The sequence below is a fragment of the uncultured Thiodictyon sp. genome, assembly GCF_903828115.1.
Taxonomy (GTDB): Bacteria; Pseudomonadota; Gammaproteobacteria; order Chromatiales; family Chromatiaceae; genus Thiodictyon.
In genome coordinates this window covers 1-14,657 of the sequence record NZ_CAIKKU010000657.1, presented here as the reverse complement: position 1 = coordinate 14,657, position 14,657 = coordinate 1, and the positions used below count along the sequence as shown (strand labels likewise).

The 14,657-nt window shown below is 66.8% G+C and carries 13 protein-coding genes; 5 read left to right on the top strand and 8 right to left on the bottom strand.

From position 1 onward, the window contains the following. The first annotated feature begins 77 nt into the window (after positions 1 to 77). The 3 genes from QZY48_RS24855 to QZY48_RS24845 all read left to right on the top strand — a co-directional run bounded on the left by QZY48_RS24855 (position 78) and on the right by QZY48_RS24845 (position 2,080). Positions 78 to 230, top strand: coding sequence for a hypothetical protein (locus QZY48_RS24855; protein WP_295436119.1), 153 nt, complete (start codon positions 78 to 80; stop codon positions 228 to 230). 21 nt (positions 231 to 251) lie between these two features. After that, positions 252 to 1,124 carry an NfeD family protein gene (locus tag QZY48_RS24850; protein ID WP_295436118.1) on the top strand — a complete coding sequence of 291 codons (873 nt, stop codon included), beginning with the start codon at positions 252 to 254 and terminating at the stop codon, positions 1,122 to 1,124. Between the two features lie 200 nt (positions 1,125 to 1,324). Continuing rightward, positions 1,325 to 2,080, top strand: a complete 756-nt coding sequence (locus QZY48_RS24845; protein ID WP_295436116.1) for a slipin family protein — start codon at positions 1,325 to 1,327, stop codon at positions 2,078 to 2,080. A gap of 124 nt (positions 2,081 to 2,204) precedes the next feature. Here QZY48_RS24845 and QZY48_RS24840 read toward each other — a convergent pair whose 3' ends face one another. After that, positions 2,205 to 6,260 (bottom strand): PAS domain S-box protein, encoded by a 4,056-nt coding sequence (locus tag QZY48_RS24840; protein ID WP_295436113.1) that lies wholly within the window; start codon positions 6,258 to 6,260, stop codon positions 2,205 to 2,207. A gap of 379 nt (positions 6,261 to 6,639) precedes the next feature. Here QZY48_RS24840 and QZY48_RS24835 point away from each other — a divergent pair, with 379 nt between their 5' ends. Further along, the gene (locus QZY48_RS24835) at positions 6,640 to 7,059 is read left to right on the top strand and encodes an STAS/SEC14 domain-containing protein (RefSeq protein WP_295436111.1); all 420 of its coding nucleotides are present in this window, start codon (positions 6,640 to 6,642) and stop codon (positions 7,057 to 7,059) included. A gap of 117 nt (positions 7,060 to 7,176) precedes the next feature. Here QZY48_RS24835 and QZY48_RS24830 read toward each other — a convergent pair whose 3' ends face one another. The 3 genes from QZY48_RS24830 to QZY48_RS24820 all read right to left on the bottom strand — a co-directional run bounded on the left by QZY48_RS24830 (position 7,177) and on the right by QZY48_RS24820 (position 8,900). Then, positions 7,177 to 7,500, bottom strand: coding sequence for an XRE family transcriptional regulator (locus QZY48_RS24830; protein ID WP_295436109.1), 324 nt, complete (start codon positions 7,498 to 7,500; stop codon positions 7,177 to 7,179). Then, positions 7,493 to 7,858, bottom strand: coding sequence for a type II toxin-antitoxin system RelE/ParE family toxin (locus QZY48_RS24825; RefSeq protein WP_295436108.1), 366 nt, complete (start codon positions 7,856 to 7,858; stop codon positions 7,493 to 7,495). Before QZY48_RS24825 ends, QZY48_RS24830 begins: the two co-directional genes overlap by 8 nt. Before the next feature lie 100 nt (positions 7,859 to 7,958). Further along, positions 7,959 to 8,900, bottom strand: coding sequence for a hypothetical protein (locus QZY48_RS24820; protein WP_295436106.1), 942 nt, complete (start codon positions 8,898 to 8,900; stop codon positions 7,959 to 7,961). A gap of 261 nt (positions 8,901 to 9,161) precedes the next feature. Here QZY48_RS24820 and QZY48_RS24815 point away from each other — a divergent pair, with 261 nt between their 5' ends. Next, positions 9,162 to 11,354, top strand: a complete 2,193-nt coding sequence (locus QZY48_RS24815; RefSeq protein WP_295436105.1) for a patatin-like phospholipase family protein — start codon at positions 9,162 to 9,164, stop codon at positions 11,352 to 11,354. Here QZY48_RS24815 and QZY48_RS24810 read toward each other — a convergent pair. From QZY48_RS24810 to QZY48_RS24795, 4 genes are all read right to left on the bottom strand, one after another. Then, the gene (locus QZY48_RS24810; RefSeq protein WP_295436103.1) at positions 11,351 to 11,875 is read right to left on the bottom strand and encodes a hypothetical protein; all 525 of its coding nucleotides are present in this window, start codon (positions 11,873 to 11,875) and stop codon (positions 11,351 to 11,353) included. The genes QZY48_RS24815 and QZY48_RS24810 overlap by 4 nt on opposite strands. Before the next feature lie 100 nt (positions 11,876 to 11,975). Next, the gene (locus QZY48_RS24805; RefSeq protein ID WP_295436101.1) at positions 11,976 to 13,199 is read right to left on the bottom strand and encodes a vWA domain-containing protein; all 1,224 of its coding nucleotides are present in this window, start codon (positions 13,197 to 13,199) and stop codon (positions 11,976 to 11,978) included. Positions 13,200 to 13,256: 57 nt separating this feature from the next. Then, on the bottom strand, positions 13,257 to 13,826 hold the full coding sequence (locus QZY48_RS24800) for a hypothetical protein (protein WP_295436099.1): 570 nt from the start codon (positions 13,824 to 13,826) through the stop codon (positions 13,257 to 13,259). After that, positions 13,823 to 14,383 (bottom strand): PspA/IM30 family protein, encoded by a 561-nt coding sequence (locus tag QZY48_RS24795; RefSeq protein ID WP_295436097.1) that lies wholly within the window; start codon positions 14,381 to 14,383, stop codon positions 13,823 to 13,825. Before QZY48_RS24795 ends, QZY48_RS24800 begins: the two co-directional genes overlap by 4 nt. Positions 14,384 to 14,657 lie beyond the last annotated feature (274 nt).

Sequence of the window (14,657 nt, the reverse complement as noted above, 5' to 3'; positions counted from 1 at the left end):
GTGCCGGGGACGCGACTGGTGTAAATTCACGCGGCACCTGCGCGTTGTCGTTGTCGTAATCGGAGAAGCGATGCAATTTGGGGCGCGAGAGAATCCAGGGCGCTACGATAACCTCGACAACGACAACGACAACGACAACGACAACGACAACGACAACCCCGGCTGAGCGCAGCGGCTCCGGGCCGATAACTTGGCACCAAAGCGCCCCGCACGGACTACGCTTGGAGTGACACAAAAGAAGGAGAACCGTCATGACCCCATCGCGGTCCCGCCGCTGGTTCCTGGTGCCGGCGGTCTTAGCCCTGCTGACCGTCGCGGCGCTGCCCGCGTTCGCCGGGGAGGCCCCGCCGCCGGACACCCCGGTCATCGCCCTGATCGCCCGGGACCCGGGCAGCTTGGCGGCGCAGGCCGCGAGGCCGCCCCTCGACGACGCAGCCGCGCCGCGGGCGCTCGACACCGCCGCGGCGGCGCAGCCGCGACCGAGCGTGCCGGACCGGCTCCTGGGGGTGCTGCGCGACCCGAACGTCGCCTATGTCCTGCTCCTGCTCGGGGTCTACGGGCTGGTCTTGGAACTGGCCAATCCGGGCACGGTGCTGCCCGGGACCCTGGGGGCCGTCAGTCTGGTGCTGGCCCTCTATGCCTTTGCACTGCTGCCGGTGAACTGGGCGGGGCTGGCCCTGATCGGGCTGGGGCTGGGGCTGATGATCGCGGAGGCCTTCACGCCCAGCTTCGGGGCCCTGGGTCTTGGGGGGATTGTGACCTTCGTGATCGGCTCGGTGATCCTGATCGACAGCGAGGCCCCCGGCGGCGCGGTCTCGCTGCCGCTGATCGCGGGGTTTGCGGTGGCGAGCGCGGTGCTCCTGGCGCTGGTGGCGGGCCTGGCGGTCCGCACCCACCGGCGCCCGGTGGTGACCGGCGGCGAGCAACTGATCGGCGCCAGCGGCACCGCCGTGGCGGGCTTTCCGGGGGCGGGCACCGTCCACCTGCACGGGGAGGTCTGGGGCGCCCGCTGTCCCGAACCCATACCGCCGGGTGCGGCCATCCGGGTCCTGGCCCGCGACGGACTGACCCTCGTCGTCGAACCCTTAGGAACGGTTCACCAAGAGGTTGAACAAGTTCATTAGGGAATGCTTGTCGCCTCGTTGTCGTTGTCGTTGTCGTGGTCGTAATCGAGGTTATCGTAGCCCGGATTCTCTCGGACCCCGATGTGCATCGCTTCTCCGATTTACGTCAACGATTACGACTACGACAACGACAACGACAACGATGGTGTTTGACTTGTTCTCGACTCGTTACTTACCCGATCCCTTGAGGAGCCCAAATCATGCTGTTCGCCGGTTACCTGGTCCCGCTGATCATCCTCGCCGTCCTGCTCGTCTCCGCGGTGCGCATCCTGCGCGAATACGAGCGCGCGGTCGTCTTTACCCTGGGGCGCTTCACCGGGATCAAGGGCCCGGGGATCTTCCTGCTCATCCCGCTGGCGCAGAAGATGGTGAAGGTGGATCTGCGCGTGCAGGTCCTGGACGTGCCGAGTCAGGACGTGATCTCGCGCGACAATGTCTCGGTGAAGGTCAACGCGGTGATGTACTTCCGGGTGATGGACCCGGAGCGCGCCATCATCCAGGTGGAAGACTATCAGATGGCCACCAGCCAACTCGCCCAGACGACGCTGCGCTCGGTCCTGGGCCAGCACGACCTGGACCAGATGCTCGCCGAGCGTGACAAGCTCAACGACGCCATCCGCACCATCCTGGACGCCCAGACCGACGCCTGGGGGATCAAGGTCGCCAACGTCGAGATCAAGCGGGTGGACCTGGACGAGTCGATGGTCCGCGCCATCGCCCGCCAGGCCGAGGCGGAGCGCTCGCGCCGCGCCAAGGTGATCCATGCCGAGGGTGAGATGCAGGCCGCCGAGAAGCTCGCCGAGGCCGCCGAGATCCTGGGCCGCCAGCCCCAGGCCCTGCAATTGCGCTACCTGGAGACCCTGACCGCCATCGCCGGGGACAAGACCACGACGATCGTCTTTCCGCTGCCCTTGGACCTGGTGGAGCCGCTGCTGCGGCGCAATGCGGCGGGGTGACTCGCGGCCTCGACCATAACGCCGACCATCGCGTGGGCGCAGTAGGGCGCAACGCGATAGCGGTTGCGCCATTGCGGTGGATGGGGATGGCGGGGGATGGCCGATCGCCCCGCGGGCATCCGCCCTACGGTGACGGTCCTGAGCCGGTCCAGGGCACCGCGTTGCGGCTCGGCGTCGCCACCTCGACCCAGGCCGGATCGGGGCGCCAGGCGGCCGACCAACCGGGGAGGTCGGCGGCCGGCATGGGGTGGGCGATGCCGTACCCTTGGGCCAGCTCGCAGCCGAGTTGCAGCAGCCGCGTGCCTTGGGCCACGGTCTCCACCCCCTCGGCGATGACTTGGCGACGGAAGGCGGCGGCCAGGCCGAGCACGCCCTCCACAATGGCCAGGTCATCCGCGTCATCGAGCATGCCGCGCACGAAGCTCTGGTCGATCTTGATCCGGGCGACCCGCAGGCGCCTGAGATAGGTGAGCGAGGAATATCCCGTGCCAAAGTCATCCAGGGCGAAGGTCACCCCGAGTGCCCGGCAGGCGTCGATGACCCGGGCGGCCCCGACCAGGTCCAGCGCACTGGTCTCCAGCACTTCCAGTTCCAGATAGCCTGGCGCGACCGCCGGATGCGCCGCCAGAATCGCGCGCAGGCGCTCGAGAAAGTCCGCCTGCTGCAACTGCCGGGCGCCCACATTGACGCTGAGCGGCAGCGCCAGCCCGCCGGTCTGCCAGCGCTCGATCTGGGTCAGGGCGGTGTCGATCACCCACTCGCCGAGGTCGACGGCCAGCGGATGATCCTCGATCAGCGGCAGGAATACCCCCGGCGGCAGGAGCCCCCGTTGCGGGTGTTGCCACCGGATCAGGGCCTCGGCGCCGCTGGCGGTCCCGCTGCGCAGATTGACCTTGGGCTGGTAATACAGCACAAATTCATGTGCCATGAGGGCCTGGTGGATACGCTCCAGGCCCTCGTGATGGCCGCGCAGGCGGCGATCGTACTCGGCGTCGAAAAAGTGGTAGCGGCCCTTGCCGGCCAGCTTGGCCTGATACATGGCCTGGTCGGCCTGGCGCAGCAGTTGCTCGGCATCGATGTCATCCGCCTGCGGATAGAAGGTCACGCCGAGACTGGCCGACACCTGGAGCACCAGATCGCCGAGCTGGACCGGTTGGGCCGCGGCCACGAGCAGTCGGGTGATCATCGGCACGCCGGCCTGGGTGTCGGCCAAATCAGGCAGCACCGCCACGAACTCGTCACCACCCAGCCGGGCAAAGGTGTCGCTTTCGCGCAGCGTTTGCCGCATGCGGGCCGCCGCGGCGATCAGAAACTGGTCCCCGGCGTCATGCCCATGAAGGTCGTTGATGACCTTGAAGCCATCGAGATCGAGCAGGACCACGGCCACCGGGTGCGCGTGCCGTTGCGCCTGCGCCATGGCGTGCTGCAGGCGGTCGGCCAGCAGCACGCGGTTGGGCAGTCCGGTCAGCGCGTCATAGTGCGCGACGCGCTCCAACGCGCGTTCGTGCTCCTTGATCGGGGTGATATCGGAGAACAGGGCCACGAACTGCTGGGGCTGGCCCTGGGCATCCGGGACGGCGCTGATGGTCTCCATCACGGCATAGACCTCGCCGTTCTTGCGGCGGTTCCAGAGTTCACCCCGCCATTGGCCGTGCGCGATCAGGTGGCGCCACAGGTCGGCGTAGCACGCCGGTCCCTGGCAGGGGTCGCTGAGCAGGCGCGGATTCCGGCCCAGGACTTCATCACGGCGGTAACCGGTGATGTGGCTGAAGGCGTCATTGACATCGATGATGGTGCCATCGGCGGCGGTGATCATGATGCCCTCGCTGGCATGGGTGAAGACGCCGGCGGCGAGGCGCAACCGTGCTTGGGATTCCTTGAGGTCCTGGATGTCGGTGCAGGTGCCGAACCAATTGATGACCTGGCCGTTGGCCGCGTGCAGCGACGCACCCCGGATCAGCCACCAGCGGTATACGCCATCGGCGCGGCGCAACCGGCACTCCAGCGAGTATTCACCATCGGTTTGGACGGCGTGCTGCCAGGCCTCCCAGGAACGCTGCTGGTCATCGGGATGGAAGGGGAGGTTCCAACCATGGCCGTAGCTCTCGTCCAGCGTCAACCCCGTGTAATCGACCCACTGCTGATTGAAATAGATGTACCAACCGTCGGCCCTGGTCATCCAGACGATTTGCGGCAAAGACTCGGCCAGGGTGCGGAATTTTTCTTCGCTGGCGTGCAGGGACTCTTCGGCCAACAGCCGTTCCAATTCCCCGGCGGAGCGCAGGGCCACCAGCTCCAATGCGGATTCGGCGAACGGGCGGTTGCGCAGCGGCTCGCGGCCGATCACCGCAATCAGGCCGATTGGTCGGCCATCATGGCTCCATAGCGTCGTGCCGATATAGCTCTCCGCCCGCAAGTCCTGGAGCACCTGGTCACGCGGGAAGGACTGGCAGACACCGGCGGCAAAGCAGCAGACCTGTTTGCCGACGACATCGCCGCAGGGCGTGTCCTTCAGGGCATAGCTTAAGTCGTCCTCGAAATGCCCGTCGCACCACACCGCGAGGGTGCGGGCGGTCAGTCCATCCCCTTCCAGGCGATCGATGCAGACATAAAACATGTCCAGCGTTTCAGCGAGGTAGCGCGCCAGCGCATGGAAAAATGTCTCTTCCCGAGAGCGCCCGCTGGTGCGCGCCAGAAAGGCCTGAACATCGCTGGCCTGCCGACGCTCGGTAATGTCCAGATTGACACCGATATACTTGAGAATAGTGCCGGTGACATCGCGTTGCGGCGTAGCCAGCCCGTGAACCCAGGTAATGACACCCCCGGGGGTTTGCAGGCGGTATTCCTGTTCCCAACGCTCCCCAGATTCGACCGTCCCTTGCCAGTGCGCGGCAACGGATGCGCGATCCGCCGGATGCAGTGCTGATAACCATCCGTCACCGAGCGCCTGCGTCGGGGTCATCCCCGCCATTTCACACCAGCGTTGGTTGGCATACAGGCAGTTACCGGCGGGTGATGCCAGATAAATGCCGACCGGTGCCAGCGCCGCCAAGGTGCGGAACCGCTCCTCGCTATCGCGCAATGCCTCCTCCATCTGCTTGCGCGCACTGATGTCGATACAAATTCCGATCATGCGCAGGGGCTGACCCTGCGCATCGTACGTCGTGTCGCCCCTGACGTAGATCCAGCGCGACTCTCCCGCTCCCAGGATGATGCGATATTCGTTGATCAGCGGGACATGGGCACGAATCGCGTCGCCGATACGCGCTTCGGCCGCCGCCAGGTCGGCGGGATGCAGCGCGGACCGCCAGGTGTCGAAGCTCGCCGGCGTGGTGGCCGGATCGAGATCGAGCAGATGAAAGAATTCATCCGACCATGACAGTTTGCCGCTTACGATGTCCCAGTCCCACACGCCCGCATGGGCGGCCCGCTGTGCCAAGGCCAGCCGCGCATTGGCCTCACGCAGGGCAATCTCCTGCTGCTTACGGTCCGTGATGTCATGGATGACGGAAAACAGCAGCGGCTTGCCGCTGACGTCGACCGGCGTTGAAAAGACCTCGACGTCGCGCACCTCGCCGGTCGCGTTCCGGTGCCGGAAGTTGAAATAATTGCGCTCCTCGCGCAGCGCCCGTTGCCGCTCCAGCGCCACCGCGTCCGGGGGCAGGGTGTTGATCGCGCTGATGGGCATGCCGACCAGGTCTTGCGGCGGGTAGCCGTAATAGCGCACCGCCGCCTGATTGGCGGCGATGATGGCTCCGCCGGCGGGATCGATGAGCAACATCACCGATGACGTCTTCTCAAAGAAGGCTCGGAAGCGCGTCTCGCTCACCCGCAGACGTTCACGGCCGCGGCGCCGGGTCCAGACCCAGCTGCCGAACAACACCAACATCACGCCCAGCCCGCCGCCGAGCCAGGCCGGCCATTTCAGCGGAAACGGTGACGGCTCGCAGCCCAACGCGTCGGGCAGCTTGTCGGCAAGCGCCCGGTCACTGGCGAAACCCCGGTCGGCGAGGGCGTAGTGGCCGACCTCCGCGGGCGGGATGCCGCTCGCGGAACCGGTAGGGAGCGGGCGCGGCGCGTCGCATCTTGCGCCGGCGGGGGCAAGCAGACAGAGCAGTGCAACACCCCAGGCGACGATTGCCGGGACGCTGCCGCGGGGTCTGCCAAGAAGTACCGACATGGGGCGGGAACTCCGACCAGTCGCGTGCGGGACTGGGGGCGAGGGAAGGCGATCAAACGCCACGATAGACCCTCCCGGAACGAAAGTTGAGCACAGGTGCAGCGTCGGTGACCAGGGCAGAGACGGGTGACATAGGGGCGTGAGGCCAGGCGCGAAGACACGGCACGATAACCGAACCGGTGCCGAACACCAAGGCGGAAGCCGAACGCCCGAAACGGGCGCCGTCGAGGCGGCCCCCGGCCGCCTCATGCCCAGTGTTGGGTAACGCACAGACGGCTGCGCGTTGCCCGGCCGAGCATTCTCTAGGTGAGGCCCGACAGTGCCGCCGCGGCGGTTAGCTGCTCGAACCAGGCCCCCGGTTTCCCCTCAGGAGTCCCCCATGTCCATACAACTCAACGAAGTAGGCGACGGCAAGGTGCTCGTCATCCAGGTCAGCGGGAAGCTGGTGAAGGCGGATTACGAGCATTTCGTACCCGAGTTCGAGCGGCGAATCGAGCGGCACGGGGCCTTGCGGCTGCTGTTCAACATGACCGAATTCCATGGCCGGGAGGCCGGCGCCAGGTGGGAGGACGCCAAGCCCGGCATCCGGCCCTCCACCGACATCGAGCGAATGGCGATGGTCGGCGAAACACGCTGGCAGCATGGTATGACAATCTTCTGCAAGCCGTTCATTCGGGCTGCCGTCAAGTATTTCGACCATGCCGACCTGGCGTCGGCGTGCGCCGACGCCTGGGCGGCCGTCAGGTATTTCGATCATGCCGACCTGCCGCAGGCGCACGCCTGGTTGGTCGAGGCGTAGCGCTTGCGCCGCGCCAGGGTGATCCACGCCGCGGGCGAGACGGTGGGAGTCGTGGGCGCCGACCTCAATCGTCACGTCGGCCGGTAGGCTGAGCGACAATGCGGATGCCCTCGCTGCTTATGCGGCGGTGCCGCCGAGATCGGAGAAGTTGCTGATCTTGACCGTCCCATCCGGGAAGCGCGCCACGACCTCCAACTGACCCCCCATCGCCTCGATGTGGCTGCGTAGCGTGGAGATGTACATATCGGTCCGCTTCTCCATCTTGGCGATGGCAGGCTGCTGAACATGCAGCACCTCGGCCAGCATTTTCTGAGATAACCCCCGCGCCTGGCGCAACTCGTTCAGCGGCATCTCGGCGAGCATGGCCTGCGCCTTGGCCTCGGCGCGTATCTGAGATTGCGGGGACAGTTGCGCCCGCAGCGCCGCAAATTTCTTAGCCATCGATCAACCCTTCCTCTCGAAGTTGTGCGAGGTGTGCGTCGTAGAGTCGGTCGGCGAGCGGGACCTTCACGTCGTACCAACGGTCATCGCCCGTCTTGTCGCCGCCGATCAACAAGATGGCACAGCGCCGAAGATCGAACGCGTAAAGCGTTCGCAGGGGCCGTCCGTCGTGCTGGGTTCTCAGTTCTCGCATATGACTGTGCTTTGAGCCGAAAATCCTGCTGCTGTGCGGGAACCCCAGTGTCGGGCCACGCTCTTCCAGCAGGCGCACGGACGCCGCCAGCGACTCTTGCTCCCCTTCAGACAAGCCAGACCACCATTGGCCGAACTCATCGGTATACTCAACATCCCAGCTCATGGAGGTAACGATAGCCTTTGGGGGACATGCTGTCAATGGAATATTCGTCCGCCGAACGACCACAGGCCAAGGGCCATGCCCTAAAGCCCAAGCCCCTCGGTTACTGAATGAGTCTTCGCGCTGTAGAGTCGTGCCTTTGAATCACATTTTCGACATCTTCCTCTATACGCCGAGAACCTACCCATGACCCAGTGCGCAAGATAAAACCAGTTGCGATCACCCCGAGCAAGTTATACGAAATCTCCCGTGCGGCATCCCTCAACTCGGACGGCGTCAGATCTTTCGCTCTCTCTCTAAGAAACGCATCTTCAATCCCTTTTACGAAGCCATCGGGATCGTTTCCGACCAATTCAAAGAACCGCCTAAGCACTCTTAGCGGTGCTTCCATCACTTGGTCTAGCTTTTCTTCCTTGATCTCTCGCTCAAGAGATCCATAGTAGTTCTTGATAATTTGCCCTAAAATTTCTGCCGTCTTAAATAGAAGGTTCAGCCGCCGTAGCTCCACAATTCCATCGTCCGGAGTCTCCTCTTCATGGCTGTCTGACGCTGCGGCTTCCGGTTGATCCATGCTCTCCAGGCCGTCCTGAATCTTCCTCGCCTCTGTTTGATTGAGTCCCACATCCGGCGCAGCAATGAGTATTCTAGACGAGGTGTCGGCAAGTTCATTGATAAAACAGATGTCTTTGTCCAGATCTATTGCCTTACATGAAGGCATACAGTCCACAAGAGCACTAGCTATTGTCTCGATAATCCATCTATTGTTGGAGTGATAGCTCAAAAAGAGGATCGCGCTTGCGTTTTTCCTCACATCAAGTCTGCGAGCGCAGTCCTCGACTTTTGTCTTCACCCCTGCATCCTCCAAATGCCTCGCAAGCCATCTTCCCAAGAAGAAATAAAAGACGTAAGGATATGCGAATTCATACGCATCTCCGCGTTTTGCCACCAGGCGGGCGCGTACCAATAGTTCCAGGCGCCTGTCTAAATCGACCGTTGCAAATTTTTTGCAAAAAACGCGATTAAAATTAACGTTTGCTGATGTCACGCCCTTTCAGGGCTCGATACTCTATAGGGCGGACCACCCAGGGCGTTGCCCTGGGCTGGTATGTCGCGCCCCTTCGGGGCTGGGGATCGCGAGCGATCCAGCGCCTACGCAGTCGGGCGGGTCTTGATATTGCGCGCGAGAGCACTGGAGCGGTCTCACGCCCCGGTCCGGATGGCATCGGCGCGTTCGCCATCGGCGGCCACCCCGCGGCTATGATACCGCCCGCGGCACCGACGCCGCACCGACCCCTGGGGCACCCCGATGAGACGCCTGTTGCTGCTGCTCTTGCTCTGCTGTGTGACGCTGCCCGGGATGGCCCGGGACCTGGCCTACCCGCGTATCGGTCTCGTCTTGAGCGGCGGCGGGGCCCGCGGGGCGGCCCATGTGGGTGTGCTCAAGGTCTTGGAGGAGTTGCATATCCCCATCAGTGCCGTGGCCGGGACCAGCATGGGCGCCCTGGTGGGCGGGGTCTACGCCGGCGGCATGGGTCCGGCGGAGATGGAGCGCCGTCTGACCGGCGTGGACTGGGCCGAACTGCTGTTGGATGACCCGCCGCGCCAGGAGTGGCCCATCCGCCGTAAACAGCGCGACGTTCAGACCCCCGTCGATCTGAGCTTCGGCGTCCAGCAGGGGAAGCTCAGACTGCCGGGCGGGGCCCTCGCCGGGCAGCAGGTGGAGGTCTTCTTCAGCGACCTGGTCAAGGGCGTCGAGGCCCGGCGCGGCTTCGACGACCTGCCGATCCCCTTCCGCGCAGTGGCGACCAATCTCGAGAACGGGGCCATGAAGGTCTTCGACGCGGGACCGCTCGCGCAGGTGATGCGCGCGAGCATGTCGCTTCCCGGGGTCTTCGCCCCGGTGGAGATCGACGACCATCTCTACGTGGACGGCGGCCTGGTGCGCAACCTGCCGGTCGATGTGGCGCGACGCATGGGGGTGGATATCGTGATCGCCGTCAACCTGGGGGGTTCCTATCTCCCCCGCGATCAATTGCACTCGGTGGTCGGGGTCATGGCGCAGATGCTGGCGATCCTCACCGAACAGAACGTCGAACGCTCACTCAAGGAACTGCGTCCGCGCCGGGACATCCTGATCGCGCCGGACTTGGGCACCATCGGTGCGGGCGACTTCACGCGCGTCGCCGAGGCCATCCGCGCCGGTGAGCAGGCCGCCCGCGCCGTCGCCGCGCGGCTGCGGCACCTTGCTCTGAGCCCCGCCGACTATGCCGCCTGGCGGGCGCGCCGGTCGCTGCCGGCCACGGAGGAGGCACCGGTCGCGCAGGTCGAAATCAGGGGCCTGGAGCGGGTCGCCCCGGCGCTCTTCGCCCCCCTGGCGGCCCATCAGCAGGGCCACCCGCTGGCGCGCGAGCGCCTCAAGGCAGACCTGCGGACCCTCTATGCCCGCAGCGACTTCACCAACCTGAACTATGATCTGGACCCGCTGGGGAGCACCAATCGCCTGGTCATCCGGGCCCATGAGAAGCCCTGGGGACCCGGGTACTTCAGCGTTGGGCTCGGCCTGTCGTCCGACTTCAAGGGCGACGAACGCTTCGGTGTGCGCGGGACCTATCGCCGGACCTGGGTCAATCCGTTGGGCGCCGAGTGGCTCACAAGTGCCCAGTTCGGCAACGTGTTGGGTCTCTATACCGAGTTTTTTCAACCCTTTGCGGTCGATCGCAGCACCTTCGTCGTGCCCAGCCTGGGCCTGGGTTCGACCCCGCTCGGGGTCTTTCGCGACAGTACCCGCATCGCGCGCTATAACCTGGTGCGCGCTAGCGCCGGCCTGGATGTCGGCGCCACCCTCTTCGGCGGCAATGCGGAACTGCGCCTGGGCCTGGCGCTGGGCACCGCCACGCCCAAACGCGATACGGGTGAACCAATTCTATTCGAGGGTACGCTCAATGAGAGCGGGCCGCGCGCCTCATTGCGCTACGACACCCTCGACAGCCCCGAACTGCCGCGGCAGGGCAACCGGGTGGTCCTGGAACTGCGCGCGCCGGAGCCGGCCCTCGGTGCGGACCGCAGCTACCGGCGCGCCCTGGGTCGCTGGACTGGTGCCTACAGCGTCGGGGACCACACCCTGGTCGGCCGGGCCGAGGTCGGCCGCGGCTTCGGGGAGACCATGCCCTATTATGACCAGTTCGCGCTGGGCGGTTTCCTGCACCTGTCCGGCTACGCCAACGACGAATTGCGCGGCAATGAGGTCGCCTTCGGCGCGCTCGCCTATTACCGGCGGCTGCCCGCCCTGACCCCTTCCTGGGCGCGCGGCGTCTATCTTGGCGGCTCCCTGGAGGTCGGATCGGTCACGCAGACCAACCCGCTCCTGACGTTGCCCGGCACCCGCTTCGGCAGCAGCCTGTTCCTCGGCATCGACACCCTGATCGGCCCCGCCTATCTGGGCCTGGGGATGGCCGGGGACGGCAGCGGCACCGGCTACCTGATGATTGGATTCCCTTAGTGCAACACCCCGCTCGGCGCTTCCCCCGCCTCCGACTCCGGCAGCAGGTGCACGAAGCGCCCCTGCGCCTCGGTGAAGAGCTCGAACGCGGGCTCGCCGAAGGTGCGCCGCTTCTTCGAGACGCCCTTGGGCTTGACCTGCATCTGGGCGACCCAGAGGCCGTGGCGGGTCTCCAGGGTGAAGGAGACGATGTCGACGCGATAGGGGGAGGCGCCGATGGAGCCATAGCGCTCCAGGATTTCCTTGTAGCGGTGCATCTTGGCGCGCGGCAGGCCCCAGGCGTCCATGATGACGAAGACGAAGTCGGCCTCATGCAGCGCGGCCAGGTGCCGTACCAGTTCGGCCGACTCGTCCTTGGCGCTCTCGGAGGCCGCGCTCATCATCACCTGGTGCGTCTGCCCGCTCGTCAGGTTGCCGACGAAGGCGACCGGTACCAGGTGCTCGCCGGACTCCAGGATGCCCCGGGCGACGTCGATCAGGGGGTCGATGAGGGTACGATAGGTGGTGGGAATCATGCTCATGGGTGCGCCTCGCTGCCTGGGTCGGCGCGGCCGGCGCCCCCCGTGGGCACCGCCTCGCCGTGCGGCGGCTAGTGTGGCAGCGTCAGCGCCGGTCCGCCAGTCAGTAACGCGGTCCGGCCTCACCATAGCCCAGTCCCGCCTCCGCCCCCTGTTTGCGCACCGTGCTCCAGAGCTGGTGGTCGAGTGAGTCCTTGGCGCCCCCGGCGGCCTCGACCTTCTCCTTGAGATAGCCGGCCCGCTGCGTCGACAGGTCCTGCACCTCCTGGCGCAGGGTCTCGCGCCGCGCGGCGGTCGCGGCGACGACCTTGGCCCGCTCGGGTGCATCGAGCTTCGCCAGGGGGGCCGGCAGGGCCGCGGCCGGCAGCTTGTCGAGGTCCACCCGGCCGCTGCGCACCGCGTCCACCAGTTCCTGGTCGGCGGTCAGGCTCGCCGCGCCACTCGGAGAGGCGACGAACTCGGCGCGGCGCGCCAGCGCGGCCGGGGCCGCGGCGGATTTGGCGGCACCGGCCTTGGCCACCTCAGCGGCGCGCCGCTCCCGCTCGGGCGCGCTGCCGTAGAAGATGCGGGTGTCGTCCAATTCGGCGGAGAGTTTGGCCAGCCGGGCGTCGTAGGGGGTGGCGATGGCCACGGCGCCGCCCGCCTGGTCCACCTGGAGATAGGCGCCGTTGCCGAGTTGGGCGATGCGTTGCCACTCGCCGCGGGTGTCTGCCTGGTGGCCGCACTGAATGGCGTTGACGCGGATGCCGCGTTGCTGCGCCTGCGCCAGTGACTGGGTGTAGGGGACGTCGTTCTGGTAATCCAGGTGGGGCGGGGCGTCGCCCACCAGGAAGACCACCCGGTAGGCGCCCGGGTCCCGGCTCCAATTGATCCGCGTCAGCGCCTCATGCAGCGCCTGGTTGACGCTCTCGGGCCCGTCCCCGCCGCCCTGCGCCTGGAGTTGGAACAACTCGGCCTGGAGCCGGTCCAGATCGGGGGAGAGGTCGACCACCCGGGTCACATAGTCGTCCCCGCGGTCGCGGTAGGCGACCAGGCCCATGCGGATGATGGGCGCCGGCTGGGCGGCGGCGAGCGTGGAGGCGATGGCCCAGATCTTGTCTTTGGCCGCCTGGATCAGCCCGCCCATGCTGCCGGTGGTGTCCAGTACGAAGACCGCCTCCACCACCGGGCGTTGCCCCGGCGGGGGTTGGGGGACGGTGATTGCGAGCGGCTGCCCCGCGGTCTGCACCGGCAGGGGGGGCGGCGCGGACGAAGTCAGCAGGGGGTAATAGGCCACCGCGGCGGCGGTGAGTCCGAACAGGCCGAGGCCGATGAGTTTGGTGTTCATGAGCGTCTTCTCTTTTGGCAATCGTGCAGTTGAATCGCGGGCGGGACGCCCGCGCTCCTATGGATGGTCGGCGATCCGGCGCAAGGCCCCCTCCGCCGCCCGGCGCGCCAGGTCGAAGGGCTCCGCCGGTGCAGTCGGCCCCAGGGTTGGGTCGGGGCCGCGCCCGGTCCGGACGGGAATGGCCGCGAACAGGGCCTGGACCAGGAACAGGCACCAGACGGCGAGGAACAGGCTGCCGCTGTGGACGGCGGCCCAGAGGGCGGCGGCGCCCCCGCCGATGACCAGGCCCAGGTCCAGCAGGGCGGCCGTGGGTGTGCGATGGAAGTTCCAGACGCGCGCCACCCAGATGAGACCGAGCTGGACCACCACCTGGCCCCAGACCCCGGGCAGCAGGCCCAGCGCGGCGGCGGTGACCGGGACCCAGGCGAGCACCAGCAGCACGCGGCCGACCCGCTCGCCGCTGCGCCCGAGCAGATACAGCAGGTACCCCAGGCCCAGGGCGGCGACCGTCAGGGCCAGGGCCGGGTCGGGCAGGAGCGCCAGGCGCAGCCCGGTGTAGAGCACCGAGCCTGCGAGCGCGGCGCCGAGTGCGACCAGCGCGCCCTCCAGAAAACTCGGGCGGTTCATGACCCGCCCCCCTGGCGGCGCAGCCGCAGCAGTTCCAGTTCCACCTCGGCGTCCGAGACCGCGGGGTCCGCACCGGACCAGGCGGGACCCCAGACCTCATCGGCCGCGCCGGCCGCGGGCGCCTGGTCGCCGTCGTCGAGGTACAGGGCGGCGCGGGCGCGCAGGTCGGCGAGCCGGGCGGCCCGGGACTCCAGTTGCGCGGCCAGGCGCCCCCGTTCGCCCGCGAGCCCGGCGCGGCGGGTCTTGAGGGCGGCGCGGCGGCGACCGGTCTCCAGGCGCCGGCGGATCAGGGGCCGCGCCAGGGCCTCGCGGCCCTCGCACAGCCCCTCCGTCAGGGCCGCGGCGGTGCCTTCCTCCTCCTCGGTCAGGGCGGTATCGCGCAGCGCCAGGCGGGCCAGTTCCCGGTCCAGCGCGGCGAGGGCGCGCCGCTCCTGGTCCAGGGCCTGCTCCATCTCCCGCACCGCCTGCGCGAGCACCAGCTCGGGCGCCTCCAGTCGGTCCAGGACGGCGTTGAGATCGGCGCGCACCAGTCGCGCCAGACGGGTCATCAGTGCCATGGTCGTCACCTCCAGGTTGACCGCGGTGGGTCGGTGCTTGCAGTCTAGGCAGCCGGCGGGGTGGGGCCTAGGCAGGTCTTGGTAAAACCGCAGGGCGAGGTTTTACGGGCAATTTACGTCCGCGGGGCGGACTGGCGGCTACACTGGCATTGCACCGCGTGACGCCCGTCGGACGGACAATCGTTGTCGTTGTCGTTGTCGTTGTCGGTGTCGTAATCGTTGTCGTACTCGGAGAAGCGATGCAATTTGAGTGCGAGAGAATCCGTGGCGATAC

Coding starts and splice junctions, on each gene's coding strand:
- QZY48_RS24805 (WP_295436101.1), bottom strand. CDS start 13,199: ATGAACACCAAACTCATCGGCCTCGGCCTGTTCGGACTCACCGCCGCC.
- QZY48_RS24800 (WP_295436099.1), bottom strand. CDS start 13,826: ATGAACCGCCCGAGTTTTCTGGAGGGCGCGCTGGTCGCACTCGGCGCC.
- QZY48_RS24845 (WP_295436116.1), top strand. CDS start 1,325: ATGCTGTTCGCCGGTTACCTGGTCCCGCTGATCATCCTCGCCGTCCTG.
- QZY48_RS24835 (WP_295436111.1), top strand. CDS start 6,640: ATGTCCATACAACTCAACGAAGTAGGCGACGGCAAGGTGCTCGTCATC.
- QZY48_RS24825 (WP_295436108.1), bottom strand. CDS start 7,858: ATGAGCTGGGATGTTGAGTATACCGATGAGTTCGGCCAATGGTGGTCT.
- QZY48_RS24850 (WP_295436118.1), top strand. CDS start 252: ATGACCCCATCGCGGTCCCGCCGCTGGTTCCTGGTGCCGGCGGTCTTA.
- QZY48_RS24810 (WP_295436103.1), bottom strand. CDS start 11,875: ATGAGCATGATTCCCACCACCTATCGTACCCTCATCGACCCCCTGATC.
- QZY48_RS24795 (WP_295436097.1), bottom strand. CDS start 14,383: ATGGCACTGATGACCCGTCTGGCGCGACTGGTGCGCGCCGATCTCAAC.
- QZY48_RS24815 (WP_295436105.1), top strand. CDS start 9,162: ATGAGACGCCTGTTGCTGCTGCTCTTGCTCTGCTGTGTGACGCTGCCC.
- QZY48_RS24830 (WP_295436109.1), bottom strand. CDS start 7,500: ATGGCTAAGAAATTTGCGGCGCTGCGGGCGCAACTGTCCCCGCAATCT.
- QZY48_RS24840 (WP_295436113.1), bottom strand. CDS start 6,260: ATGTCGGTACTTCTTGGCAGACCCCGCGGCAGCGTCCCGGCAATCGTC.